At 43.0% G+C, this 24,550-nt stretch carries 17 protein-coding genes; 1 reads left to right on the top strand and 16 read right to left on the bottom strand.

Going from position 1 to position 24,550, the window contains the following annotated elements:
- Nucleotides 1–49: 49 nt before the first annotated feature.
- The 14 genes from DP73_RS24340 to DP73_RS19065 form a co-directional block, all read right to left on the bottom strand.
- The gene (locus DP73_RS24340) at nucleotides 50–1,072 is read right to left on the bottom strand and encodes an ABC transporter ATP-binding protein (RefSeq protein WP_034601693.1); all 1,023 of its coding nucleotides are present in this window, start codon (nucleotides 1,070–1,072) and stop codon (nucleotides 50–52) included.
- 263 nt (nucleotides 1,073–1,335) lie between these two features.
- Nucleotides 1,336–2,049, bottom strand: coding sequence for a glycerophosphodiester phosphodiesterase (locus DP73_RS19005; RefSeq protein WP_034601696.1), 714 nt, complete (start codon nucleotides 2,047–2,049; stop codon nucleotides 1,336–1,338).
- 107 nt (nucleotides 2,050–2,156) lie between these two features.
- A complete protein-coding gene (locus DP73_RS19010; protein WP_034601698.1) occupies nucleotides 2,157–3,782 on the bottom strand; it encodes a Na/Pi cotransporter family protein in 1,626 nt (541 codons plus the stop codon).
- 303 nt (nucleotides 3,783–4,085) lie between these two features.
- Nucleotides 4,086–5,489: an RNA polymerase factor sigma-54 gene (gene rpoN / locus DP73_RS19015; protein ID WP_034601699.1), complete on the bottom strand. Its 1,404-nt coding sequence runs from the start codon at nucleotides 5,487–5,489 to the stop codon at nucleotides 4,086–4,088.
- Between the two features lie 37 nt (nucleotides 5,490–5,526).
- Nucleotides 5,527–6,477, bottom strand: coding sequence for a DNA-binding protein WhiA (whiA, locus tag DP73_RS19020; protein WP_034601702.1), 951 nt, complete (start codon nucleotides 6,475–6,477; stop codon nucleotides 5,527–5,529).
- Nucleotides 6,478–6,744: 267 nt separating this feature from the next.
- A complete protein-coding gene (locus DP73_RS19025) occupies nucleotides 6,745–8,118 on the bottom strand; it encodes a gluconeogenesis factor YvcK family protein (RefSeq protein ID WP_034601703.1) in 1,374 nt (457 codons plus the stop codon).
- Entirely contained in the window at nucleotides 8,115–9,008 is an 894-nt protein-coding gene (gene rapZ, locus DP73_RS19030) for an RNase adapter RapZ (RefSeq protein WP_034601706.1), read from the bottom strand. Before rapZ ends, DP73_RS19025 begins: the two co-directional genes overlap by 4 nt.
- 23 nt (nucleotides 9,009–9,031) lie before the next feature.
- Complete coding sequence (locus tag DP73_RS19035; RefSeq protein ID WP_034601708.1) at nucleotides 9,032–10,210, bottom strand: extracellular solute-binding protein; 1,179 nt, start codon at nucleotides 10,208–10,210, stop codon at nucleotides 9,032–9,034.
- Between the two features lie 13 nt (nucleotides 10,211–10,223).
- Entirely contained in the window at nucleotides 10,224–11,999 is a 1,776-nt protein-coding gene (locus DP73_RS19040; RefSeq protein WP_034601711.1) for a B12-binding domain-containing radical SAM protein, read from the bottom strand.
- Nucleotides 12,000–12,214: 215 nt separating this feature from the next.
- Nucleotides 12,215–13,234 carry a polysaccharide deacetylase family protein gene (locus DP73_RS19045; protein WP_034601713.1) on the bottom strand — a complete coding sequence of 340 codons (1,020 nt, stop codon included), beginning with the start codon at nucleotides 13,232–13,234 and terminating at the stop codon, nucleotides 12,215–12,217.
- Nucleotides 13,235–13,501: 267 nt separating this feature from the next.
- Nucleotides 13,502–14,500 carry an alpha-hydroxy-acid oxidizing protein gene (locus DP73_RS19050; protein WP_034601715.1) on the bottom strand — a complete coding sequence of 333 codons (999 nt, stop codon included), beginning with the start codon at nucleotides 14,498–14,500 and terminating at the stop codon, nucleotides 13,502–13,504.
- Between the two features lie 42 nt (nucleotides 14,501–14,542).
- Nucleotides 14,543–17,359, bottom strand: coding sequence for an excinuclease ABC subunit UvrA (uvrA, locus tag DP73_RS19055; protein WP_034601716.1), 2,817 nt, complete (start codon nucleotides 17,357–17,359; stop codon nucleotides 14,543–14,545).
- 98 nt (nucleotides 17,360–17,457) lie between these two features.
- Entirely contained in the window at nucleotides 17,458–19,515 is a 2,058-nt protein-coding gene (uvrB, locus tag DP73_RS19060) for an excinuclease ABC subunit UvrB (protein WP_034601718.1), read from the bottom strand.
- A gap of 213 nt (nucleotides 19,516–19,728) precedes the next feature.
- Nucleotides 19,729–21,072, bottom strand: coding sequence for a substrate-binding domain-containing protein (locus DP73_RS19065; protein ID WP_034601719.1), 1,344 nt, complete (start codon nucleotides 21,070–21,072; stop codon nucleotides 19,729–19,731).
- A 121-nt stretch (nucleotides 21,073–21,193) separates the two neighbouring features.
- Here DP73_RS19065 and DP73_RS19070 point away from each other — a divergent pair, with 121 nt between their 5' ends.
- Nucleotides 21,194–22,036 carry an HDOD domain-containing protein gene (locus tag DP73_RS19070; RefSeq protein ID WP_034601721.1) on the top strand — a complete coding sequence of 281 codons (843 nt, stop codon included), beginning with the start codon at nucleotides 21,194–21,196 and terminating at the stop codon, nucleotides 22,034–22,036.
- A 14-nt stretch (nucleotides 22,037–22,050) separates the two neighbouring features.
- Here DP73_RS19070 and DP73_RS19075 read toward each other — a convergent pair whose 3' ends face one another.
- Entirely contained in the window at nucleotides 22,051–23,085 is a 1,035-nt protein-coding gene (locus DP73_RS19075; protein ID WP_034601722.1) for a hypothetical protein, read from the bottom strand.
- Between the two features lie 161 nt (nucleotides 23,086–23,246).
- A complete protein-coding gene (locus DP73_RS19080) occupies nucleotides 23,247–24,428 on the bottom strand; it encodes a S41 family peptidase (RefSeq protein ID WP_242865803.1) in 1,182 nt (393 codons plus the stop codon).
- Nucleotides 24,429–24,550 lie beyond the last annotated feature (122 nt).

The raw sequence follows: 24,550 nt of genomic DNA on the forward strand, positions 1-24,550 counted from the left end.
CAACGGGGCCCTTCGAACCCCCAAGGAATAACTGGGTTTAGAAAGAGCGTTACTTACCGGCCAAGAATCGTACACACTTTTTATCAATCAATAATCCAACTTCTTCTTTTAAAGCGAACTTTGGGCCCTCAAAAGGATTAAGGTGATCAACGATAATTGTTCTGCCTTGCACAAGTACCTCAGCCCTGGCAGTATTGCCCAAGATATAAAAATTCTCTAAGGTTCCGTATAGCTTTATCCCCTCTGCATCCTCAATTTGAGAGAATTGATCTTTGCCGACTGACAAAATATGCTCCGGTCGAATACAGATTTCAGTTTCCTTATCTCCTATACCAACTAGGGAGCTGGGCAGGAAATTATAAGTTCCTATAAATTGAGCCACAAATTTATTAGCAGGCCTATGATAAATTTCTTCAGGGGTACCATACTGCATGACTTCCCCGGCGTTAATAACTACGATTCGGTCTGACATAACTAAGGCTTCTAATTGATCATGGGTTACAAAAATCGTGGTAATTCCCATCTTCTTTTGCACATCTCGAATCAGGACTCTAGCGCTCTCTCTTACCTTTGCATCAACGGCACTCAATGGTTCATCTAAGAGCAGCAAATCTGGCTTTACCACCAGAGCTCGAGCCAAGGCTACCCTTTGTTGCTGCCCTCCCGACATTTGGTGGGGATAGTTGTTTTCCTTACCCGAAATACTGAGAATATCCATAATTTCTTCGACTTGTTTTCTGATCTCTTGGGTAGGTATCTTTTTAATTTTAAGTCCAAAGGCAATATTCTCAAAGGCCGTCATGTTAGGAAAAAGGGCATATGACTGAAAAACCATACCAATATTCTGTACCTTCTTATTCTGCCCTTCAATAATTTCCCGACCATTAACAATAACCTTACCTCCGTCGGCACGTTCTAAGCCAGCAACGATTCTAAGAAGAGTTGTTTTTCCACATCCACTGGGACCTAATAACGTGACAAATTCCCCTTTTTCGATTTCCAGTTCAATTCCTTTCAAGACCTGACGGCCCTGAAAACTCTTATCTATGTTGACAAACTGAACATAGCTCACCAATCATACCCCCACATCCTAAACTCATTCTTATTTCTATGTTTCAATTATTATTCTCCAATCACGACATCAACAAAGTAACCATAAAGTACGAAACTACTAAGGCATTGGCAAAGTGACCGTCAACCTTTTGAATCTTATATAAATATATCTGAATGGTCTCATAGTTGTCACTACTAATGAATTAATGCTATGGTAATAGAAATAAGGCTATTGTTGGTTTTTCCGAGCATAAGGGGCAGTCATGAAAGCACTAAGTTCATTCACTCTGAACGCAAATGTGAAAACCGCTCCGGATAATTTGTAATTGCTATATCCGCACCTGAAACAATGGCACGTTCAATTTCCCATTCCTCGTTGACAGTCCACGTATGTACTCCGATTCCTCGCAAATGGCATTCTCCTACTAATTCAGGGCTTATAAAGGCATAGTGGGGATGCAGATGACTGGCTCCCATATCCTGCGCATATACCCAAGGCGAGATTAGACCACACTCATAAAGCAAACCCGTTTTAAGATAGGGAAAGTCCTTAATCACTTCGACAACGGTTCTATGTTCAAACGAAGAAATTATACTTTGATTTGTCACATTATATTTTTCCAACAGGCCAGCTACCTGAGGGACAATTCCTGGGTATTGTATCAGACCTGTTTTGATCTCCACATTTAAGATAAGAGACTTCTTATCTTGGAGCATCTCCAATAATTCTTCTAAGGTTGGAATTGGGGCATAGGTCTTAAAGCCAACTCCAAAATTAAGGTTCTTTAGTTCCTTGAGTGAGTAATCTTTGACCCAACCAATTCCATCACTGGTTCGATCAACCCGTTCATCATGAATGACCACAACTTCTCGGTCCCTCGACATTTGCACATCGAATTCAAAACCATCCACTCCTAGCTTCAGCCCTTTGTCAAAGGAAATCAACGTATTTTCCGGAGCTGTGCCCGCAGCACCTCGATGACCTAAAATCTTCATCTAACTTCTCCTAACAGCCCGCAATGGCATTATGATCATAACATATCCTTGTTAGTTAGTTTATCGTTATTGAAAAATAACATTTATAGAAGTGTTTTTCTAAGATCTTAGACAATACCCAACACAACTTTAGCAATATTAACTGTATGTCCATCCACTTGATACAAGAGATTTATTGAATCTAAGGTAGCATGGCGATACATTTCTTCGATTTTTAGGTTACCTTCTTGGCTGTTCGGTTGTGGGCATTGGGCGAGAAAATTAAACTGTAAGTTTCTTTGGATTCGAGAGGTTTCCGGATGCTCACGTATTACTTCCGCCGCGGTTTGAGAATCCCATAGAGTGAGAGCCTGCATTACCTTAGCATAGTTACAGCGTACACGTTGATATAGCTCATCAAGATGTTTCCAGTTTTCTGCAGGAACTTTCATGGTTTCACGAGGCAATTTCTTAGCTAAAAGAGCCATGGCCATTACTGCATCTCCGATATACTCAAATTCCTTTGCTATAAACTGGATTTTCATACTCTCTTCAGCTTGCTCATCTGTAAGTCCTCTCTGAGAAAGGACAGCCAGAAAACGCATAGTATGTCGGTAATACCAATCCACTCCCTCTTCAACCTTGAAGATCTCTTCCACTAAATTATCACTATTGGCCAGGAGAATAGCAGGAATTTTTTGCATCATTCTTGTCCCAATAAAATCACCTAAAGCTAGCATTTCACCGTTCGCCTGTTTAAGGGCTACCGTCGGGACTTCTATCGACACTTCATCGATCACTTGAAACTTTAAAGGGCTGTCTTTTTCCCCTCGATCCGGAACCATATGCTTCAGGCCTTTGGCTATAAGGCCATTGAGGGGGAAGAAAATTATCACCATCAAGACTGCAAATATTAAATGAGCATTGGCGACCTGTCGCTGTAAATTCCCCGTTGTCCATTGGATGAGCTGAGACAATTGTGACAAAAATGGATACATCAGCACTGCTGCCAATACCTTATAACCCGTGTTAGCTAAAGCTGTACGTTTAGCGTCCATTTTTTGAGCCGTTAAACTTGTCAGCAGGGTTGTCACCGTTCCTCCTATATGAGCTCCAATCACCAAAGGGACAATCGCCTGCAGTTCTAATAGACCTTGCCCGGCAAGAGACATCATAATCGCAAAAACTGCAGTACTGCTCTGGACTATAGTTGTTAAGAGCAGTCCTACAATGATTGCTAGCAAGGGATGACTTCCCAATTGAGCAAGAAAGCCAAAGACTTCCGGAATATTTCGCAGGGGAGCTGAAGCGTTTGACATATTAGACATCCCTACAAAGATCAAGCCAAAACCTATCAGAGAATGTCCTAAATGCTTCCACTGCTTCTTACCTGAAAAATAAAGAACAAAGCCAATAAAGATGGCCCCTAGAGCTATATCGAAAATCTGAAAGGCTATGAGTTGAATAGAGATTGAGGTTCCTACAGCCGAGCCTAATACCATTCCTAATGCCTGGCCCAGACTCATCATTCCCGCATTGACGAACTCCACCACCAATACTGTGGTGGCTGCACTGCTTTGAAAAGCAACTGTCATAACCATACCCAGCAGAACAGCCATAAAGGGCTTCTTCGTCAGTGATTGAAGAATTTGCTTAAGTCGATGTGCAGCAAACTTTTGCAAGGCATCAGAGGCGGTCTGTACCCCATACATAAAAAGACCCAACCCGCCCAAGAAAACTAAAATTGTACCCATCCAACCTATAAGTTTTCAACTCCTTATGTCATCCCAAAATTAAAATTCCCTAATAAGCTCACTTTAAGTCAACTACTCCTGAAGGATAATTTCATTTCTAAATACTATGAAAAAAAGCCCCAAATAAACCTGCCTAAAACAGATTAATTTGGGGCTTTCTCTATAACTCCAGCCTTAAATATCAAGTTCAGAATTGCTTGACATTGTTCGCTGTATATAGTATACCCATTCTCATAAATTAGCAATTAATTATTTGGGGCATACCCCCGTATTCCCAACCTCTTAATTTGAAACTAAGTCCTTCTAATATCTCTTCCTCACCGAAGTTGCTCCAATACCTAACTCATCTCGATACTTGGCAACTGTGCGTCGAGAAATTTCCATATCCCTAGCCTTGAGCATTTCCGCTAGTTTCTGATCGGAATATGGAGATTTAGGATTTTCCGAAGCGATGATGTCACGCAGAACGAGTTTAATCACATCCGTGGTTACCCCGGAGTCATTATTATTACCTCGACCCATACTGTTGGCAAAGAAGAACTTGAATTCGAAAACCCCCCGGGGAGTTTGGACATATTTGTGAGCAGTTGCTCTGCTGACTGTTGACTCATGAACTCCAATTTCTTCAGCAATATCTCTTAGGGTGAGGGGCCTTAGATGACGAATCCCATTACGAAGGAAATCACTTTGCCACTTGACAATAGCATCTGCGACTTTATAAAGAGTGAGCCGCCGCTGTTCTATGCTACGAATAAGCCAGGCAGCTGCATTTAGTTTTTGTTCCACGAATTTACGTGTATCACTTCCCTCCTCCTGAGATAAGGCATCTCGGTAAGCCTTATTCACTCCTAAACGAGGGACAGTGATATCATTAACCAGGATTATGAACTCTCCTTCAATTTCTTCAATGACTACATCCGGAACGATATAGCGTACTTCACCCGGGCCAGAAAAACGAAGTCCAGGCTTTGGATCCAGCTTTCGGATAACATCAGCTAACTCTTGAACCCTACTTAAAGAAATTTTTAAGGAATGAGCAATTCGTTGCAGCCGTCCCGCGGCTAGATCTTCCAGGTGTTTAATAAACTCTGGTAGTTCAGGCGGACAGTCGGGTAGAATTGGTAATTGGAGCAATAAACATTCCTCTAGATTCCGAGCCCCTACACCCAAGGGATCCAGACTCTGAACTGCCGCCAATGCTCTTTCCGCCTCAACCTGTGAAACATCCATTTCACGAGCTACATCCTCGATTGAGACTGTGAGATATCCCTTTTCATTCAAATTCCCAACAATATACTCGGCGACTTCTAAAGAACATGTGACTTTTTGGACATGCAGTTGTTCAAGCAAATGCTCTAACAGAGTAGGCGCAGCTGCCACAAAAGGATCAAACCGTTGTTTGTCATCGGTGATCACTCTTTCTTGGCGCACCCTATTTTCATCCTGATCATGGATATAATCCTGCCAGTCTACTTCCCATTTGTCAGCGGCCGGGCTTTCCTCCACTACCGCAGGGGGCTCTGCTTCAACCTTAATGTCCATACTTTCTTCTAGATTCTCCAGTAAAGGATTCTCTAAAAGCTGTTCCTCAACATACGTGGAAAGGTCAAGTGCGGACAACTGCAAAATAGTAATTGCTTGCCGCAACTCTGGAGTCATAATGAGTTTTTGAGTTTGCTCGAGACTCAGACCATATCCTAACCGCACCTTATTCCCCCCTATACTGATTTGAAAATAATCCTAGCTATATCTTAGTCCCTATTTTCTGGTTCCTGATTCGATCTGCAAGCTCATCGATCTTACGCATACGATGATTGACACCAGACTTACCCACCTTTGGTCTTAGCATATCTCCCAGTTCCTTAAGGCTGGCTTCAGAGTATGCTAAGCGAAGTTCAGCTATTTCCCGCAAGGTAGGCGGTAAAGACTGAAGCCCTACCGTATCTGCAATGAATTGAATGTTCTCCAATTGACGTACCGCAGCATCGACAATTTTATCGAGATTAGCAGTCTCACAATTAACGAGACGGTTCACTTGATTTCGCACATCTTTAAGAACTCGGACATTTTCAAATTCCAGGAGGGCATGATGTGCTCCAATAAAGCCTATGAAATCCACAATATGTTCACTCTCTTTGAGATATACAACATACCAATTCTTTCGCATACTTACTTTGGCACCTAGTTTGAATCTATTGATCAGTTGACATAATTCTTGGGCATGTTGTTCATCATTACTGACAATTTCAAGATGATAGGTGCCTTCAGGATTATTGATAGATCCCCCCGCTAAAAAGGCTCCTCTCAAATAGGCCTTTTGATCACAACGCTTCTTGATAAGACTTGGCGCAATTCCCAGGTAAATCTGCCCCTGATTATCAAGCAGCCCTAAGTTCTGAAGGTCCTCTAACCCCCGGGGATGGATTCTAACCAGATATGAGTTGTTCTTACGCAGCCTTAGCTTACGTCGTACTACAATGTCCACCTGGCGTTTTAGAACATCCTTGGCTAAGCGATAGATCTTACGAGCAACCGGCGCACTCTCCGTAATTACATTCAAGGTGAATTGTTGGTTTGAACTAATTTGGAGTGTTCCATCCATGCGAACCAAAGCGGCTAATTCCGCTAAATCACAGCAAGGTTTCTCGCTGCCTAAACGAGCAAGCTCTTCTTTCGTAACAGCACTAAAGGACACAATATCTAGCCCCCTTAATCGTGGTTCGATCTTCGAAGTTCGTTATTCGAGCACGAAACGAATCCGGGATCGATAATCACACTAGGGTTTATCCGATGACTACCAGCCGTAAGACTCCTATAAGTGGGAGATAACGGCTGCTACGTCCCTGGATAAGTTCTTCTAAGCTTCAGATGGAGTAAGTATTCCTCTTAGGCAAACACCATCTGAAGCTAAGAATCACTTGATCCTAGCAGTTCAACAAACTTCCTAAATACTAAGTATCTTCTATATCTCTTTACGGAGCTTTCGGGTGAGCAAATATGAATCGATCAGAGCAATACGCTCTCCCATTGGTTTTAGGCGAAAAAGCAGGCGGATTAGTTCCCTTGCTAACCGATCCGAATCGTGACGCACCACATTTCTCTCTTGCACTAAATTCGCTTCGAAATATTTAGCTCCTAAATGCTGAACCATTTTGGGATCAGCCATAACCGGAGCAGCTTCTTCCTTACTATAGCGCTTTAAAAGTGGGGCGGTTATTTCGCCACGTGAAGCAAGAACTGCATCGACAAAGCCTGAACCACAGTGGTCTATTATTGCTTGAAGATGATCCGAGACTTTGTAGCCATCCGTCTCCCCTTTTTCTGTCATAACATTACAGACATAAACACAAGGAGCACTGGCTTCCCTGATTTTTTCTCTGAGCCCTAAGACTAATAGGTTAGGCAAAACACTGGTATAGAGACTTCCCGGCCCTAAAACTATCAGGTCTGCCTCTTCAATTGCCTTTAAAGCATCAGGCAAAGGAGCACAATTACTAGGTTCTAGGTAAACTCTCTTAATTTTTCCTTCAGTAGTTCGGATCGTTGTTTCCCCAACAACACGAGTTCCGTCTTCTAAATCAGCGGTCAAAACCACTTGTTCCAAAGTGGTAGGAAAAACCTTTCCACGAATAGCAAAGACTTTACTGACTTGTTCAATTCCCTTTTGAAAATCCCCAAAAGTATCCGTTAACCCTGCTAAAAGCAAATTCCCTAAACTATGACCCTTTAGAGCTCCACTTTCAAAACGGTAGGAAAAGAGCGTATTCATAGTATCCTCTGTCTCTGCCAAGGCTACCATGCAGTTGCGCACATCCCCCGGGGGCTGAATTCCTAATTCGTCACGCAGCTTTCCCGAACTTCCTCCATCATCAGAAACCGTAACAATTGCTGTGAGATTGCAAGTGTATTTCTTCAGGCCACGCAAGAGAGCAGAAAGCCCCGTTCCGCCGCCAACCACTACAATTCTCGGTCCTCTGCGTAAATGATGCCGCGAATAGATCCTATCCACAATTCTAATTTCGTTTTCTGGGATTACCGTAGAGATTATCGAATAAAGCATTCGTTTAAAACCAACGATGATGGCAATAACCCCCAAAGTGCTGATAATTGCCCCTGTTGGCACGGTAGTATGCTTTGTACTGCCCGTCAAACGGTAAATAACTTCTCGAAATTGCAGCTCTGCATAGCCGATAGCCACTCCGTCGTTCATGACGGAAAAGCCTGTTGCAAAAAGGAAGATTCCCAACACTGCGAGAATGAACCACCTTTTCACCTTCAAATCAGGGTAAAGCCATTTTAGATAACGATATATCTGTTCGTATTTTTTGGAGTTCATAGCGTTTTTCCACGCTTTTGGTTCTTTGTGGCATCCCGATGAGTTACCCTGATCGAATAATCACGTTCTATTAAAAAACTCCCTACTCTTTCCGCAATAGCAACGGAGCGATGTTGTCCACCCGTACAGCCAATCCCTATAACCAAGTGGGTCTTTCCTTCTTTAATATAATTAGGCAGGATGTATTCTAATAAATCCAAGTATTTTTCCATAAATTCTCTGGCCATTTGATTGCCAAAGACATACTCTCGAACGGATTCATGTTCTCCCGTAAAAGGGCGTAATGCTTCTACGTAAAAGGGGTTTGGCAGAAACCGCACATCCATGACTAGATCCGCATCCATTGGTATTCCATATTTAAAGCCAAACGATATAACTGAAACAGCCATTTGTCCCAAACCCTGAGTTTTGCAGAACAGCTCTGCAACTTGACTGCGAAGTTGTTGGGCACTTAAGTTCGTTGTATCAATAATATTATCTGCGCGAATTCGTAATTCTTCCAATTGCTGACGTTCTGCCTGAATCCCATCTAATACTCGCCCCTGAGGAGAAAGGGGATGCCTGCGCCTTGATTCCTTATAACGACGAATTAAGGTTTCATCTGAGGCATCCAGGAAGAGTACTTCCAGCCGAAAGCCTTCCTTCTCTAAATTATTTAATGCTTCACTAAGGGAGGAAAAAAACTCTCCACCCCGCAAATCACAGACGATTGCTGCTTTAGAGACCTTTCCCCTAGACTGAGCACAAAGCTCAGCAAATTTAACCAGAAAAGAAGGGGGTAAATTATCCACACAGAAAAATCCTTGATCTTCAAGACTTTGCATAGCTTGAGTTCGACCGGCTCCCGATAAACCAGTAATAACAATTAGTTCAAGCCCTTGTTTATTCATTCATTTCACCTCCTCTTATTATATTATGGTTGCTCCTTTACCGATAAAACTTTTCCAGCTTGCTCTTGAGCAATATTTAGGGCCTCCTCAGGAGTGTTGTTACCTGTCAAAACATTATTCCACGCCTGATTTTGCAAAGGAATCAGTTTCCATTCCTGACTGTTTCCCTCCAAAGACCAGGCCTTGGCTAGTGCTTTACTTGCCTGAGGAAAGACACCTTTCTGAGCTTCTGGACGTCCGTAAAAGCTCATGTTAGCGGGAAGAAGACTTCCTGCATTCAGCATTGCTTCTTCAGCTTCCGGGGTGAGCAATGCTTTTTCAACGATTTGAATCGCAGGGATCATTCCGGGGGTGGATTTAATGGCTGAATTAGCAATCCCCAGCGTGGTTCCAATGAGACCTTGCCCTTGTCCCCCCGTCAAATCGGAGAGAGGAATACTTCCCCATGGTACATTTAGTTGAGTCAAATACTTGGCCAGACTTGCACCTGCTATTAAATACGGCGTCTGTCCATTAGCAAATGCTGCAGGCGCCGTTGGGTCAATACGTAAAAGCTTAGCGTTTTTCCAGGTTAAGAGTTGTTGAATAAACAACAAATTATTCGGATCGTTTAAGCTGATATTTTCCGAGTTGAGCAATCGCCCTCCCTGCCCATTCCACCATACAGATAGGGTGGCTGTATCCGGAGAGACCATCGAGACCCCTTTAGCTGAAAATATGTCTGTAAGAGCAGTCGGAGCTTCAGTAAGATCTGTTCGAAAATAAAGCAAAGGGATATCTGTCAGCCAGGGAAGAGCATACTCCACCCCTCCAAACCTAAACGCAGCCAGAGTTGCCGGGTAGGCTTCTGTATCAGTATATGCAGCGGTTGCTAGAGCCCCTTTACTATAGAGCTCATGAATAATCTCCCTTGAAGCAATGAATATCTCTGGCCCTTCCCCTCCTGCTTCCGCTTGGTAGGAAAAAGCCGCAAAGTTTGCCGCAGAAACATAGTTTAGTTTAACGATAACCTCAGGATTTGTCTGTTCAACGGCTTGAATCTGCCCCTTTAATGCCTCCGCCTCTGCTCCTTGCAAAGAATGCCAAACATCCACAACCACCGGGGCAGGACCTCCGGGTTGTCCTGTCTGAGGGGCCGAAGAACAACCGGTTACAAGGATTATGCATACAATTACTATGAATAAAAACCTTCGAGAAGTCATAATAGCACCCCATTCACGATCCTTCATATCGACAGGCTGTGGCTTTACCATTTTGATAATAAAATAGATACCAGCAAGACTCAGAGGCGGCCTCATCATCAAGCTGTAAATCCGACATAAAATGTACAACTGCAGTGTTGCGATTCCACTGCCGACGGTCCATCTTCTTAACCTCAGGAATTATCGTCTCCCAACAAACATCCTTGCGGATAGTTTCTTGGATTCTTTTCCATTGATCTGTTTTTTCCATCTCTAAAGTGTCTTCATCCTGCAAATAGTCCGGGATGACACTCGGGCGTTCCCATAGGTAAAAATCAAACTTCAGTGAATCACGGATTTTTGACCAGGAAGTGAAGTCCAACCTGTCGATAACTCCGACCTCTAGTCGGCAGTGGAGAAATTCCCAAAGTTTATCAAAAAGGGCCTTACCTTGCCATTGGCGGCAAAACCACTCCTGCTTATGCCAAAATTCCGCAAACTCATGATAAAAATCAAAGGGAGTAGGAAAAAGTTTCAGAACCTCTCGTAAAGTATATCTGAATTTTCCTGAATTATAATACTTGTCCAGAATACTTTCCAGGCGATGTAATTGGAGTAGTTCATTATGGGATAAGACAGCGGTCTCTAAAATTGTATAAGGAGGATCAGGCATAAACAAGAGCCCATAACTACCGCTTTGCTGACGCAGGCCCGATCCTTTAAGAACTTTGAGAAAGCCTAACTGGAGCATATCCGGTTCTACCTTATAGACATCATTAAAGGATGTTCGAAAGTCTATCCAGTTTTCGGCTGGAAGCCCTGCGATAAGATCCAGGTGGAGAGGTATTCCTATAGATTTCATTTCAATGATATATTTCTTCCAGTCCTCAAAGGCTTGAGGACGTGAAACTATCTTAAGAGTTGGCTCGTGGGTTGATTGTACTCCGATTTCTAACTGGACTAATCCCCGGGGATAATCCCTGAAATAATCCATCCATTCGGCATCAAATAGATCTCCTGCCATTTCGCAGTGTACACGAATCTCTTCAGCATCAGTGAAATCCGCACTTTCCTCACGCACAATGTCTAAAATCTTTAGAGCATGTCTCTTATTAGCATTAAACGTTCGATCAACAAACTTTACGGTTCGAGCACCATTTTTTAAAAGTTGACGAAACGTCCTGCGAAAGTTTTCAGGTTCTAAAAATCGAACTCCTTGGAATGTGGAGGATAGGCAATATTGACAATTAAAGGGGCATCCCCTTGTCGTCTCTACATAGACCAGACGTCCCGTAAAGTCTTCATCCTTGGCATAGGGAAAAGGTAAGTCATTTAAGCTTAAGGGTTTAACCTGCGAAGAATTAAGCATAATTCCCTCTCCCTTTCTCCAAGCAATACCAGGAACATGGGAGGGATCTATGTTTTTTTGCCATGCCTTAATCAGCTCTAAAAATATTTTTTCCCCTTCGCCAATAACCAGAGCATCCACCTCCGAATGCTCTGTCAGAAACTCTTCTGCCTCGAAGGATACCTCCGGGCCACCGAGTACAAACCGCACATTCGGACAAATCGGATGAAGCCTTCTAATCACGGCCATGGTCTCTTTGAGATTCCATATATAGCATGAAAAGCCGACAACATCAGCCTTAGCTTCAAAAATTTCTCCCGCTATACGATCAAGATTATCATTAATGCTAAATTCTTTAATTAAAACATTGGGATACTCTGTACAAACATCTTCTCGCAAGTAGCGTAGAGCCAAATTCGTATGGATGTATTTCGCATTGAGGGCAACTAAAAGAATACGCAAAATTCGGAACCCCCTTCGCCTTAAGTATAGCGGTTTAAGCCCACCAATGCAATTGTTATGCCAGATTGATCCTCTTTTGTACTTATTTGAACTAGCTAACCTAAACAAGTTTTAGCCCTTCTTAATAAGATTTACTAATAGTAAATTTAAAAGAAAGATGCCTCAAATTAAGCACCTTTCTTTCTATACCCTTTTCTTGCATATGAATAGATCAATTAATGATTAAATCCACCGGGGAAAAGTATGGGGGCAACCTGCGGCGTAATCACTCCAAAAGAATACCCTTGCTCTTTCAGGTAATGAACAATTCTTGGCAGTGCATCAATCGTTGTGGTTTTGCTTTTTGAATCATGCATCAAGATAATAGCTCGTGATTTTCCCGGGACTTGGGCCTTAATATTATTGACAAGTTGGTCTGCCGGTACAGTTGGTGCAGCAGCGTCTCCACTGCTCACATTCCAATCGTAGACTAGGTAATCCTCAGAATCTATCAAATTATAATAATTAACACTAAAATGCCCTTGGGTTCCGCCAGGTGCACGGATAATTTGAGGGCGAACTCCAATTGTTTTATAGATAGTTTCTTCCGATTGTTTAATCTCTGCTAAAAAAGCATCCGGACTTTGATAAACCAGGCTGTAATCATGAGAATAACTGTGATTTCCAATACCTTGCCCTTGTGTATATTCATCCTTTAAAAGCTCCGGATAGCGTTCAACTTGCCGCCCTAAAACAAAAAACGTGGCTTTAATCTCTTCCTCTTGAAGAATTTTAAGAATACGAGGGGTAGTTTCGGGATAAGGACCATCATCAAAGGTGAGATAAACAATTTTCTCCGGTTCAGGATTAAAATCTCTCTGGCGCATTGCTAACCCGGGAGCACTCGGCGGAGTTCCGTCAAAACCATAAAAAGGATGAATTGGAGTATTAGGAGGGGATTTTTCAGGGGGTGGAAGAGTAGGCTTCTCATCATCTTTTTTATCGGGTACAGGTGAGGCTTTAGGATCAGAGCTGGGTTCTGTTTTAGGATCATCCTCTGCTTGTGGGGGGGGCGGTGTGGATATTTCTTCTTTCTTATCCGGTATATCGGTATTGGGAGGGATTTCAGGCGTTTCTGATAAAGAAACAGTTTCTTTGAGCAGTTTTTCGGATTGACATCCGCTCAAGAATATACTCGTTAGGAGCATTAAAGCAATTACAGGCACTCTCCAAATTCGCCAATGTTTTATTAACATCCTTATTTCTCACTTTCATAGGGTATAAGCAGACTGATTCAAACACCATCTACTTCGAGACGGTACCCTTGAGGCGAAGAAAGAGTCATTAGCACTGCAGCATAACCCAAAAAACTTTCTAAAGGGGAGACTTATCTGATTTGTCATTTTGACAAAACTCAGGTGGAGGTTCTATCTCCACCTATATCAATCATTCAATAATAAATAGTATTCTGTAACCTCGAATTAGAAAACATATTTGCCAATTAATTCGCAATCCTTTTTCTTCTAAAAAAGCACATCTATTCCAATATCGTCAAGAGTTTGACAGCCTGTCAGAACCATTGCCTGTTTTAATTCATTGGTCATTCTTCTTAACACCAAGGCTACTCCTTCGGCCCCTCCGCCATAACCAGCAATAATTAGAGGTCTTCCAATCATAACCGCATCCGCACCTAAGGCCAACATCTTCAGAACATCAACCCCAGTTCGGACACCGCCATCAACGATCACCGGAATTCGTCCTGCCACGGCGGCCGCAATTTCGGGTAATACTTCTGCCGTTCCTGGAGTATAGTCAAGAACCCTTCCTCCATGATTTGAGACAACAATAGCAGCAGCACCAACTTCAATCGCTATTTCAGCTTCATCCACTGTCATAATTCCTTTAAGAACAAAGGGCAGGGAGGTGTTAGCAATAATAGTCTTCATCTCTTCTTTAGTCTTCGGGCTAACTGGGATGGTAACTAATCCTGCCGCATCTACGTCCATACCAACTGCGAGAACTCCGGCCTCTTCCGCAAGACGCAAATAGCTAAACACTTCTTCTTGTTCTCTGGGTTTCATAAAGGGAATGCCTAAGCCTTGAGCCTTGGAGACAACACCAATTCCAGCCTTATACATGGCCGGGTCAGGTGCGTCGCCGGTGGATCCCAGGGTTCCGGAACTAAGGCAGCCCTGAATCATGGCTTCCGCCCATTCATCTTCATTTAAAGCCCCACCCATGTTGAAATTATTTCCTGTAATTGGAGCCCCAAGGATTGGGGTTTTTAATTCCTGACCAAAAAGTTTAAGCTGGGTATTGGGTATTTTAACACCATGAAGTGTCCTCAAATTAATTCGGTAACCGGCCAGTGATTCTACATTACTTTTAAAGGACATCCCCGTGCCCATACCTCCCATACCGGGGACTTCTCCCGCACAGGCTTTACCATTACACTGGGGACAAACTCGGCAAAATCCCTTTAGCTTTTCTCTTGCGGTTTCGCGAACTGATTTAATGTTCATACGTAATCCTCCATTCAAGTCCTCTGCTTAAACCTACAATCCTTAACTCAGATATCGTTTCAAATACTGTCCGGTATGGGATTGGGGCAGAGCAGCAACTTCTTCCGGTGTGCCGGCAATCAGCACTTCTCCCCCTCGATTTCCACCCTCAGGGCCCAGGTCAATGAGCCAGTCTGCCGTTTTGATGACATCTAGATTGTGTTCGATGACAAGTACTGTGTCCCCACCGTCAACTAAACGGTGAAGTACATGCAGAAGTTTATCTATGTCTGCAGTGTGTAAACCTGTTGTCGGTTCATCCAGGATATAAATTGTTTTTCCCGTACTGCGCCGGCTCAGTTCAGTTGCCAGTTTAATACGCTGGGCCTCTCCGCCGGAGAGAGTCGTTGCGGGCTGACCCAAACGAATATAACCCAGTCCTACATCCTGAAGAGTCTGTAGTTTTCGGGCGATTTTGGGAACAACTTGAAAAAATTCCACAGCTTCATCCACGGTCATATCAAGAACTTGGGAAATGTTCTTACCTTTATATCGAACTTCTAAGGTCTCTCGATTATAACGTTTTCCTTCACATACTTCACAAGGGACATAGACATCCGGCAGGAAATGCATTTCAATCTTAATTATCCCATCCCCCCGGCAAGCCTCACAGCGTCCTCCCTTAACATTAAAGCTAAACCTTCCTTGTTTGTAACCACGCATCTTGGCTTCAGGAGTTACAGAAAAGAGTTCGCGAATAAAGTCAAAGACTCCCGTATAGGTAGCAGGGTTTGAACGGGGTGTCCTCCCGATGGGAGATTGGTCAATATCAATTACTTTGTCCAAATATTCCAAGCCTTGTAACTGGTCATGGGCACCGGGACGAACCCTGACTCGACCAAATTTGGAGGCCAATCCCTTAAAAATTATTTCATTGACTAAAGTACTTTTACCCGATCCCGAGACCCCTGTCACACAGGTTAACAAACCCAAGGGGATGCGTGCATGGACATTCTTCAAGTTGTTTTCTCGAGCACCCACCACCTCCAGCCACTTACCGTTAGGTTGGCGCCGCTCTTGTGGTATAGAGATCTTCTTGGCTCCACTCAAGTACAGACCGGTCATAGAATCCTTATTGGCCTTAATTTCCTCTATAGTCCCTTCAGCTACCACTCGCCCGCCATGGGCCCCTGCCCCGGGGCCGATATCAATAATATGATCTGCAGCAACCATGGTATCTTCATCATGCTCGACTACAATTAAGGTATTTCCCAGGTCCCGGAGTCTCTTAAGGGTTGCCAGCAACCGGGCGTTATCCCTTTGGTGGAGACCAATACTAGGTTCATCCAAAACATAGAGAACACCCATCAAGCTTGAGCCAATCTGAGTCGCCAAACGAATGCGCTGAGCTTCTCCACCTGAGAGGGAGCCCGCCGAACGGGCCATGGTCAGATAATCTAACCCTACATTCATTAAGAAACCAAGGCGTTCTTTAATTTCTTTTAGAATTTGGTGAGCAATAGTTTCTTCTTTAGGAGTCAGCACGAGAGTGTTCACAAAGTTAATTGCTTCCGTGATGGAGAGGCGAGACAAATCATCAATAGAGATCCCGCCTACCTTTACAGCCAGTGCTTCAGGTTTCAGCCTCTTCCCCAGGCACTCCGGACAAGGATGCTCACTCATATATCCTTCAATTTCAGCTCGCACCATATCCGAGGTAGATTCACGATAACGACGCTCGAATAAAGGAACCAGTCCCTCAAAATTGGTACTGTAGGTTTTTAATTGATCAAAAATATTTTGATATTGAAAGGTGATTGGGGTATCAGTCCCATAAAGAAGCCCCTTCCATTGGACTTCATTTAAATCTTGCAAAGGTGTATCCATTTCAAATTTAAGGTTCTGAGCAACGGCCTCCATCATTTTAGGGTAGTAAGTGGATGTTGACTTAGCCCAAGGTGCAATTGCTCCCCCAGCAAGAGACAAAGACCTATCCGGAATAAGCAGATCAATATCTACAACCAAATTAGCCCCCAAGCCTGTGCACGCCGGACATGCTCCGTAAGGACTGTTGAATGAAAAAAGCCGGGGCGAGATCTCGTCAAGGGCAATTCCACAATCCGGGCAAGCAAAATTCTCGCTAAAGCGCAGCTCTTCACCATCGATAATGTCCGCAATGACGTTACCTTCTCCAAGTTTAAGAGCTGTTTCTAAGGAATCAGCCAAACGTTCTGCACTTTCCGGTTTTAGCGATATGCGATCGACCACAACTTCAATAGAGTGCTTTTTATTTTTTGCCAAAGTTATTTCTTCACTGAGGTCTCTGGCCTCTCCATCCACTCGCACACGAACATAGCCGGCTTTCCGAATATCTTCTAAGACCTTTTGATGTTCCCCTTTTTTCCCTTTGATCAGTGGGGCCAAAATCTGCAACTTGGTTTGTCCAGGAAGGCTGATCAATTGATCAACCATTTGCTGAATTGTCTGCTGGGAAATAACTCGGCCACATTTAGGACAATGGGGATGCCCAATTCGAGCGTAAAGTAAGCGCAAGTAATCGGAGACTTCTGTTGCGGTTCCTACTGTCGAACGGGGGTTACGGTTAGTTGTCTTCTGATCAATGGAGATTGCCGGAGAAAGTCCCTCGATAGAATCCACATCCGGCTTGTCCATCTGACCCAGGAACTGACGAGCATATGCAGAGAGGGATTCTACATATCGCCTCTGTCCCTCAGCATAAATCGTATCAAAGGCTAGAGAAGATTTTCCCGAACCTGACAATCCGGTGATAACCACCAGTTTATTGCGAGGAATATCGATATCAATGTTTTTCAAATTATGAGCCCGTGCACCACGCACGCGTAAATAGTCATGGGTCATGGTTTTCCTCCTAATGACCAAACAAATTTTCGGTATTAACCGAACATATACGAACTAATTATAAAGTATTCAATATTAATATACAACCATTCCAATTCCTATTTCTTGCGTTTTTGGGAAGATCCCTTCCTCTGAGCTTTTTGGTCGTAGCGAGTATTTCTTTTGCTTCCCCCATGTTGACTGGTCATTTTATAGTTATTCTCTTCTCCCTTTAGTTCTATCATAGCATCTCTAATTTCGGCCGCTCTCTCAAAATCCAAATCTCTAGCAGCAAGCCTCATTTCTGCTTCAAGACTGTTAAGGAGCTGGGCAAGTTCTTCAGGAGGCAGATTTTTCCCATAAGTTTGTTTCATTTCAGCAACCTTTGTTGCCTCAGGGACATTATGAATGGCCTTACGAATAGTTTGGGGAGTAATTCCCCTTTTTTCGTTCCAAGCCATTTGGATAGCCCGCCGTCGATTCGTTTCATCAAGAGCATTCTGCATAGAATGAGTAATTTTGTCCCCATACATGATAACTTTACCTTCTGAATTTCGGGCTGCCCGGCCAATGGTCTGAATCAGAGAACGATCTGATCTTAGGAAACCTTCTTTATCAGCATCAAGAATTGCTACGAGAGAAACTTCCGGCAAGTCTAACCCTTCTCGCAATAGGTTAATCCCGACAACCACATCAATCTCACCTAAACGGAGTTCGCGGAGAATTTCCACCCGTTCAAGAGTCTTAATATCAGAATGAAGATATTTCACCTTGATTTCTAAATTTATAAAATAATCTGTAAGATCTTCAGCCATTTTTTTAGTTAGAGTTGTCACGAGGACTCGTTCATCTTTGACAATCCGCCTGCGGATTTCCCCCAGCAAGTCATCAATCTGCCCTTTAGTAGGCCGAACAATCACTTCCGGATCTAACAAACCTGTTGGGCGAATGATCTGCTCTACGACAGTCGGGCAATGTGCTAATTCATAGGGTCCAGGTGTGGCACTGACAAAAATACTTTGTTTGATTCTTTGCTCAAATTCCTTGAAGGTTAAAGGTCTGTTATCCAGTGCGGATGGTAAGCGAAATCCATAATCTACCAGCGTTGTCTTGCGGGATCGGTCTCCTTCATACATTCCCCTTACCTGAGGAAGGGATACATGGGACTCATCCACAAATAAAACAAAATCATCCGGGAAATAATCAAGTAAGGTGTAAGGAGTCTCACCGGGCTCACGAAAGGTTAAGTGACGAGAGTAATTTTCTATGCCGTTACAAAAGCCCATCTCTCTAAGCATTTCCAAATCATAGCGAGTTCTTTGTTCCAGACGCTGTGCTTCCAGGAGCTTGTTTTCAGAGTTTAAGCTCTTCAGCCGTTCTTCCAGCTCTATCTCAATATTCTCTGCCGCCAGCATCACCTTTTCTTGAGCAGTTACATAGTGTGAATTCGGGAAAATTGAAACATGGTACCTTTCACCTAAAATTTCCCCGGTAAGCATATTAATCTCGTAAATGTGCTCAATTTCATCACCAAACATATCCACACGGAGCACTTTTTCACTGGATGAAGCAGGATAAATCTCAACGATATCTCCCCGTACTCGAAAGGTTCCTCGTGTAAAGGCTATATCATTACGGTCATATTGAATCGCTATTAACTTGCGTAGAATCTCATTACGGTCCACAACTTGTCCCTGGCGCAGGGAAAGTACCAAATCTCGGTAATCCTCAGGAGAACCTAAACCATAGATGCAGGAAACACTGGCGACCACAATTACATCCCTGCGTTCAAGCAGAGCTGCAGTTGCGGAGTGACGAAGCTTTTCAATCTCTTCATTAATCGAAGCATCTTTCTCAATAAAAGTGTCACTCGAAGGTACATAAGCCTCTGGCTGGTAATAATCATAATAACTCACAAAGTACTCCACTGCATTCTCGGGAAAATACTCCTTGAACTCACTATAGAGTTGAGCTGCTAAGGTTTTGTTATGAGCTAAAATTAAAGTCGGCCTTTGTACCTTAGTAATAATATTGGCCATTGTGTATGTCTTGCCTGATCCCGTAACTCCTAATAATGTCTGGTAGTTCAAGCCTGCCTTTAAGCCTGCTGCCAACTCTTCAATCGCTTGGGGCTGATCCCCGCCAGGTTTATAGGGGGCATGTATTTGAAATTCCACGCTCCGCTCTTCCTTTCAGATGAACTCTATCTTAACTTTTTTATACTAAGTTTATTTTACATCTACCCATGCGCTTATTCAAATAGATGTGCCAGTATATCCTGCCCATAATATCCACTTAATGGTTAAGGGCTTAAATTTTATTGACAAAAAAACTGTGGACAGGTGCATCGTTTATATAAACACCTGTCCACTATTATATTAATACTTCACTTATTTCTTTTCTTCTTTCTTATCCTTCCCTTCCTCTTCTTGACCTTTTGAATCTTCTTTTGCTTGTCCAGCCTGTTGCTTTAACATTTCCGGTGGGACTGTCTTAGTTTGTTCATTAACAGTTTTTTCCGTCCCCATGACTTTTCCATTGGCATCAAGATAATCTCTTGTAGTTTCAGTTTTTATGCGTTCGGTGACTCTTTCAACTCCAGGAGGGACTTCACTCTGCTTATCTCCGGATTGCCCATTTTCTTTCTTAGCATCTGCTTGCTCTTTATCTTTAGCTTCTTCCCCTCCCGTTTCTTTAGACTCTTCCTTAGATGACTCGTCTTTTTTCTTTTGCTCTTGTTCAGCACTCTGCAGTGTCTTAGCATAACTTTTCTGAATAACTGCCAGATTTGCCGGGGTTACTGCTTTTACTGCAACAATTTTTGCCGGTATTTCACCTTGCTCGCTGGTAAGGGAATCTTCAATTTCCAAGGGTTCTTTATTGATTATCTTTTGCGCCCATTGATAAGCATTAGCCCCCTGCAAATAGGGAGAAGTGTCAACATCTCCTGTTTGAGTACCTTTAGCCATTCTATCTAGTGATGGGACATTTGCTTGTCCACCGATTAAGCTGATTTTTTTATCCAATTGATTTTGTTTGAGTACCTCGCTTGCCTGGGCAGCCAAGCTTTCATTATGGGCTAATATCGCTTGCACATTGTCGGGATTCTTCTGTAAAAAATCTACCAAGCTTGTCCTCGCTACCGATTCCGATCCCTTGGGACTTGAAATGGTATGTAAGGAAATCTTTGGGTACTTGCTTAGAATAGCTTTATTTCCCGACAAAAGTTCTTGAGAGCCACTTTCATTAGGATCCCCTTGGAGTATAACAATTTGACCCTCAGTGACTTTACCTACCAATGTCTGAGCCATTAACTCGCCAACCTTTTCCTGATCCGGGATAATTATCCCTTCCGGTTTTACACCTGATGGGAGCTGAGTCAAGGCTAAGATGGGGATTTCCTGGGCTTGAGACTTTTGTAAAGTGCCTTCATCTCCACCTTGATAGATTAGAACCTTAGCATCTTCTAGAACAGATTCTGCTTCTGATCCACTCTTTATATACTTTACTGTAACATCTTCTTTCTTAGCTAAATCATCGATGCCTTTAGTAATTAGCAGTTTGTTGGGATCATTCTCATTTAACGAAACTGCAATAATTGTTTCGTCCTCTGATGTTTTTGATGAAGTTTTATTTTTATTTTTTCCTAAAAGATCTTGTAGACTACAGCCTGTTATGGTTAAACTAAGACAAAGAGGAATTAGGATAATTAAGAATCGCAATCTCTTGAACATTTGGCACACTCCTTTCGGGGTTCTTAAGCAATTCTTTAAATTAGTTTCCCCTTGTCTATATAAATAATCCCAGAGAAAAATTCCCTTTATACTAATTTCTTTAATAAAGGAGGGCTTCTGTTTGACAATTAAATTGGAACATGTTTTAAAACGAGTACAAGCTCTTCCTCCCTTACCCACCTCTGCTCTGCGCGTCATTGCGCTAACTAAGAATCCAGGTACCACTGTCAAAGAGCTAGAAACGGTTATTGGTAAGGATCCTTCCCTCACAGCGGGTATTTTACGACAGGCAAACTCTGCCTACTATGGGTACGCCAGACGAATCTCTTCTCTTCAGGAAGCAATAGTCATGCTTGGTTTTCAGGTAACCCAAGGGTTAGCGATGGCTTCTGCCGTTGCCCCTTTATTAAAAGATAATCTAGTAGGATATGAGATTGAACAAGAGGGTCTTTGGAAGCATTCAATGCTTACTGCTATGACTGCTAAGCGATTATGCCAATATCGAAAATTCCCTTTTGGAGATGTTGCTTTTACTGCAGGCTTGCTTCATGATATTGGGAAATTAGTTATCTCCATTTATGTTCAGGAAGTTGGACCTTTTCTTGTCGAGAAGGTAAAAGAAGCCAAACTATCTTATTTTGAACTTGAAGAGAAAGTAATAGGGTATAACCACGCCACAGTTGGCGGCTTTTTGGCTAGGACTTGGTTTTTACCTGAAGATCTGGTTTCTGCCATATCCTATCACCATACTCCGGAAAATACCTCCAGTTATCCTGAGCTTGCCTGTGTTATTCATGTTGCTAATGGTCTTGCCAACTTACTGGGCATCGGTGGCGGTGTAGACAGTTTGTTAAATCCAATTCATCAGGTTGCCCTGGATAAAATTGCTCTTACAGAGTCTGATCTCGAAAGAATAATGGCAGACATGGGAGAATTCCTAGTCGATCCTACTCTATTTAGCTAATCAACAAACCCTAATCAGCCCTTAACACGTAAATCAATTAAAATCTGATTTAGCACCGTTTCACGAAACCTATCAACTTGATCAAAATCAACAGCATCCATATATATACCCTTAAGCTGAGACCTATACGTCTGCCATGACGCTAAGGTCTCTTTTAGTGTTTTACTCAAAGGTCGTTCTAATCCCTGGTCTTGCAGATTTTCCGGATTTCCTTGCCAGATTGCCAAATGCCTCTCCGGAAAAGCAATTCCAATTACTTCATCCGGGTTGAGAGGGTGCAAGACAATTTCGATTAGTTGCCCTAATTGCTGAGCCTCACGTAATACCCAATCTAAGGCATCAAGGGTTTCATCCCCCTCTAAGCGAATCTGATCAAAATCCGTTAGGAAATGAGGAGCTAGATTCAACCAACCATCTGCAGTCAAGCCATGAAGAAAGAAGGGGTTTATGACACTTTTCTGAAGCAGTTTTAACGCATTTTCAGCTAGGGGCCAAGGACCTGTATGCTCTTTTTTTACTTTAAGCTGAGCAGAGTTCCCTAAGATCCAGGAGATATTCTCTTTTTCTATAGGTCTTTTTGTGGCCCGGGCTTCTATCAATGACCCAAGTTCCGAAGCTAACTCATCTTCCAGGGACATTTGCAGCCCTTGAAGCTGCTTTTCGATCTCAATAATTGAAGAACGCTGTTTTTCCAGCTTCTCTTCATCACAAAACTTACTAAAGTCTGTAAACTTCTCAACTACACCGGGAGCCTGCCAACGCAGGGGAGAAACCTCCATGGCATCGATCATTGCTAATCCTATCTGAGGCATAACGAAACCTGCCATCGAATCCGGATCTCGCACTGACCGCAGGAAATCAATGTCATATCCTCGATCCAGTAGTTCCAGGCCAATCACCTTAATGAGTGTCGATTTACCGGTTCCAGGACCGCCCAAAAGGACATAAGCACGTTTCCAAGTCGGCATCATGTTTGGTAATAAGGATATGTACCCTCTAGTGGTCAGTCCTTCGGCAAAGTAATGTCGCACCCCAGTCTTATTTCTCATGCTTGTTACCCCCGTCGTTTTTTTCGGTCAGCGTAGTCTATGCAATTAAGGTTAGGAAGGCCACAAAACCGCGGTTCGATATTAGATATTCGTGGTTCGAATTGAGAATAATTTAAGGCACGCTCCATTTAATAGAGCGTGCCTTAAAGGTTAAGATTAACTTATTTTATTTTTCCTTGTAAAGTCTGCAGCGCTTTGCGTAGTTGAGAATCAAAATTTTTGTCTTGGGGAGTAATAGTAGCTTGTTCTCCCTTCCCTAGCTCAACCACTATATCCGGGTCAATTCCCTTTTTATGAATGTCCAGCTTATTAGGAGTTAAGTATTTGGCAGTTGTCAATTTAACACTGGTTCCTCCGTCTAGGGGGAAGATTGTTTGAACAATCCCTTTGCCAAAGGTTTTCACTCCTACTAAAGTTGCTGTCCCTTTATCTTTAATGGCACCTGCAACAATCTCGGAAGCGGAGGCACTCTCTTCATTAACAAGTACCACCATAGGCATTCCCAGATAGGTTCCTGTAGACATCTTTGTATCCACATTCCCTTGCTTATCAACAATGTACACAACCGGCCCTTCGGGGATGAAGTAACTGGCAACTTGTACCGCAGCGTTAAGCTCCCCACCATGGTTATATCTCATATCTAAAATAAGACCTTTAAATCGTTTAATGTCCATAGTATCGAAAGTTTCTTTCAGTTCTTTCCCTGTATCTGAACCGAACTGAGTTATACTGACATAAGCAATATCCGGATTTCCCGGCAATGCCAGACCGTCAACCGTTGGAACGGTTATGTTTTCCCTGGTTAAGCTCACGGTGAAGGTCTTATTGGCGCTCTCCCTGTATAAAGCTAATTCTACCTTTGTACCAGGCTCGCCCCTCATTAGCCCAACAGCTTTATCTTGTTCCATCCCTGCAGTATCGGCATCATCTATCTTACTGACAACATCCCCCGATTGAATCCCTGCTCGACTTGCCGGTGAATTTTTGATCGGACGCAGGACTACCAGCTTTTTAGGATCTTTGAGGCTTAGGACAATTCCTATCCCTCCAAACTTTCCTTCAAGCATTTGAAACAATTCTTGGTTCTCCTGGGCATTCATGTACGTCGAATATGGATCTCCTAAGATTTCTACGATACCTTTTGTTGCACCTTCCACAAGCTGATCTGTTGTTACATTTTCTAAGTAATCCTTGCGAATAAGCTGCACAACATGTACTAGCCGCCCAACATTATTGACGTTAGTAATTACTACACCACTTACCAAAGTGGTCACTAATACAGAGAAAATCAGGAAGACGACTCCTACATGTTTGGCTATTCGTTTCATGTTCCACTCTTGCAATCCACTAAACTCCTTCCTTCTCTTGCACTAGTCCTTAGGCGCTGGTCCTCGCACATAAGTTCAACTTGGCATCCACTCTCTTTGGAAAGGCACTGCCAAGTTTCTAAGACTTGCTCTATTAT

It is taken from the genome of Desulfosporosinus sp. HMP52 (assembly GCF_000765145.1).
Classification (GTDB): Bacteria; Bacillota; Desulfitobacteriia; order Desulfitobacteriales; family Desulfitobacteriaceae; genus Desulfosporosinus.

Excerpts from the sequence above, each read along its gene's own strand:
- DP73_RS19005 (WP_034601696.1), bottom strand. The coding sequence starts at position 2,049 with ATGAAGATTTTAGGTCATCGAGGTGCTGCGGGCACAGCTCCGGAAAAT.
- DP73_RS19010 (WP_034601698.1), bottom strand. The coding sequence starts at position 3,782 with ATGGGTACAATTTTAGTTTTCTTGGGCGGGTTGGGTCTTTTTATGTAT.
- DP73_RS19025 (WP_034601703.1), bottom strand. The coding sequence starts at position 8,118 with ATGAACTCCAAAAAATACGAACAGATATATCGTTATCTAAAATGGCTT.
- rapZ (WP_034601706.1), bottom strand. The coding sequence starts at position 9,008 with ATGAATAAACAAGGGCTTGAACTAATTGTTATTACTGGTTTATCGGGA.
- DP73_RS19035 (WP_034601708.1), bottom strand. The coding sequence starts at position 10,210 with ATGACTTCTCGAAGGTTTTTATTCATAGTAATTGTATGCATAATCCTT.
- DP73_RS19045 (WP_034601713.1), bottom strand. The coding sequence starts at position 13,234 with ATGTTAATAAAACATTGGCGAATTTGGAGAGTGCCTGTAATTGCTTTA.
- DP73_RS19050 (WP_034601715.1), bottom strand. The coding sequence starts at position 14,500 with ATGAACATTAAATCAGTTCGCGAAACCGCAAGAGAAAAGCTAAAGGGA.
- uvrA (WP_034601716.1), bottom strand. The coding sequence starts at position 17,359 with ATGACCCATGACTATTTACGCGTGCGTGGTGCACGGGCTCATAATTTG.
- DP73_RS19065 (WP_034601719.1), bottom strand. The coding sequence starts at position 21,072 with ATGTTCAAGAGATTGCGATTCTTAATTATCCTAATTCCTCTTTGTCTT.
- DP73_RS19075 (WP_034601722.1), bottom strand. The coding sequence starts at position 23,085 with ATGAGAAATAAGACTGGGGTGCGACATTACTTTGCCGAAGGACTGACC.